General features: G+C 52.9%; 2 protein-coding genes and 1 pseudogene. 1 reads left to right on the top strand and 2 read right to left on the bottom strand.

The window, feature by feature from the left end; all coding sequences use genetic code 11:
- The first annotated feature begins 379 nt into the window (after positions 1 to 379).
- Positions 380 to 829, top strand: coding sequence for a hypothetical protein (locus Z052_RS19670; protein ID WP_129452632.1), 450 nt, complete (start codon positions 380 to 382; stop codon positions 827 to 829).
- A 338-nt stretch (positions 830 to 1,167) separates the two neighbouring features.
- On the opposite strand, the gene Z052_RS02780 is transcribed toward Z052_RS19670, so the two are convergent.
- Positions 1,168 to 1,821 carry a hypothetical protein gene (locus tag Z052_RS02780; protein WP_129452633.1) on the bottom strand — a complete coding sequence of 218 codons (654 nt, stop codon included), beginning with the start codon at positions 1,819 to 1,821 and terminating at the stop codon, positions 1,168 to 1,170.
- A 329-nt stretch (positions 1,822 to 2,150) separates the two neighbouring features.
- Positions 2,151 to 2,308: pseudogene (locus Z052_RS02775) on the bottom strand (ISH3 family transposase); the annotation flags it as partial.
- Positions 2,309 to 2,371: the final 63 nt, after the last annotated feature.

The following is a 2,371-nucleotide window of genomic DNA, read 5'->3' as shown; positions in this document are numbered from 1 at the left end:
ACCTCACACCAGACGGGATTCGGTATTAGTCATGCGCTGATTGAAGGTCTTAGACCCTAAAACACCTGTTTTGAAGTATTCCGTTACCGCCAAAGAGGGATTCAGCACCAATCACCTACCAGTGTTTAGGCTGGCCATACCAGTCTAGTCCGTAAGTCATACCGGTTGAGTAGAGGTTGTATACCGCTGCGAGGACTTTGGTATGGAGAGCGTGCCACTCTGAGGGCGCACGGTAAGTAGTCCATACATATGGGCTGATGATACGTCGTTGCCGCTGATGTTTCAACGGACTGTCCTTCCAGAGGTAGAAGTGTATCAAGTCCTGAGCAATTCTCGTCGGCGCGAGGCGCTCACCGAGTTGTGGGGTCAAACGGAACCGATGTCGCTACGTGAACTCTCCGAAGCAATCGCCGCGGCTGAGGCCGGATACCACCCTGCGCCGCGACCGCTTCGAAAGAGTGTCACTAACACACTTCACCAGACCCACCTCCCGAAGATGCACGAACTCGGGCTCGTTGAGTACGATCCTGACCGAAAGACTGTGTCGGCGTGTCCGGGAGCAAGGCAGGTTAGGCGATATATGGATATTACCACAGTCCTAGGCATGACCTGGGGAGAGTACTACCGAGTGTTAGGCATTCTTGGACTCTTTTTTACTGTTGCATCGCTCGCTCTGATCCCTGGATTCGCCGCTATCGACCCCTTAGTTCCGGCAACGCTTTTTTTATGTGTTTTTGCTCTCTCAACGATTTACCAGTTGTTTGCCTCACGGCTCCGCATATCGGGGCGTGGCGAACACCTCCGGTCCCGGCTGTTCAAAAATAACTGACCATGCCGCAGCGCCGACTGCTAGCCCCATAGTATTAGGACTCTGCACTGTTGAATCCGATGATGGCACGGGGATACAATATCTGAAAGAGCCTTTATTCCGCTCTTGATCGGCGATGAATTGGATCGCTCCATCCGGTGATATTGATCCTCTCGCTCTCTGCCAAGATTCCGTCTCCAAATTCTCTCGGCAGCGGCTCTGAATCGGGCATAGAATAACCCGATCCCGACGCCTTCTGCGGATTCAACAGAGCATCTGATCTGTTGAAATCCTCAGGAAGTGAGGTACCCTAAGCTGGTCGTGTTCGATACAAACGAAAAGTTACTCAATTGTGAAAACTATTTGGCGGTCTCGACTGCGTGTGCGTTCATTTCGAAGAGGCGGGCGTTACACTCAGTACAGGTCGCAGCGACCACTTCATACTCGCGGCAGCAGGAGCTTACCAGCTCAGTGCCGAGTTGTATTGTACCCCCACATGTTGGACAGAAATCGAGGCACGCCCGGATCGCTGAGAGCGTCTGTCCGCGGGCAGCTTCTGGAACCAACGCCCACTCATCGGTCCACGTTGAGAGCTCTTGATAGGCAGCGAGGTCGGCGACGAACGCTGCTCGCGACTCCCACCGGCCGCGTATTGACTCATCCACCAAAACGCGCCACGACCCATCCTCACCGACGAACGACACGCGATCGGGGTTGACATCGAGCAGGTCTGCTGCAGCAGCCGTCATCCCTGTGTTGATGTCGATTTCGAGTGCTGTAGTGCCAAGCTGACGTTTAAATTCGGGCGTAAGGGCTACGTCATCACCCATATCCTCAAGAACTCCGTTACGCTCAAGGAACGTGACCGTGTCGAATGTCATGCCCGTAGAAGGTACTGGAGCGTCAGCCTTCCCAAATAATGCGAGTACATACTCGGGTAGGTACCGCTTCGTGAGTTCAGGAGTTCCAGGGACTAGGTAGCCACGCAAATAGATTGCGGCAACCGAGACCATTGCGACGGCAACTCCCAGAGGGAGGGAAACAAGCCCTGTCGCACCTGCCACTCCGGCCGCAATAATGAGGTTTACCACTGTACAAGGGGTACACCGGTTTTTACCGGTGTACTCTGGACGGCGAATGGTAGCTAACGGGCCGGTGTTGTGTCGTCGTATCATTTCTGGTCGCTAAACGCGACAAATACAATTAGGTATGAGGCTCATACCCAGCGCTCAAGCATAAATTACATATATATTGTTGTGAACTACCCTACCCGACTTCGCTTGGTTTGAGAATTTCACTCGTTGAGGGTAGGTGCTTAGCACCTATATCAAGCTAAAGACGGATGCCGCCAGACGTTCTATAAAACAAGCTCACCACGACGTACAGCAGCCGTACGACCGGATTCTGTGTCGAGGTCGTCGCAATACTTTGCTTGGAGAGTCGATAGCTCGTTTCGATACCGAAGCGTTTCGCGTGGTGGGATCGAGCATCTCGTGGTGATACTGTCAGCTAAATATTCTTTAGGTTAGAGTGTGATTAGCAAGTATGTCCACGCTTGACGCC

It is taken from the genome of Halorubrum sp. C191 (genome assembly GCF_002727095.1).
GTDB lineage: Archaea > Halobacteriota > Halobacteria > Halobacteriales > Haloferacaceae > Halorubrum > Halorubrum ezzemoulense.
Note: the sequence above shows the minus strand (reverse complement) of the source record. Positions and strands in the feature narration are given on the sequence as shown.

Excerpts from the sequence above, each read along its gene's own strand:
- Z052_RS02780 (WP_129452633.1), bottom strand. The coding sequence starts at position 1,821 with ATGGTCTCGGTTGCCGCAATCTATTTGCGTGGCTACCTAGTCCCTGGA.
- Z052_RS19670 (WP_129452632.1), top strand. The coding sequence starts at position 380 with ATGTCGCTACGTGAACTCTCCGAAGCAATCGCCGCGGCTGAGGCCGGA.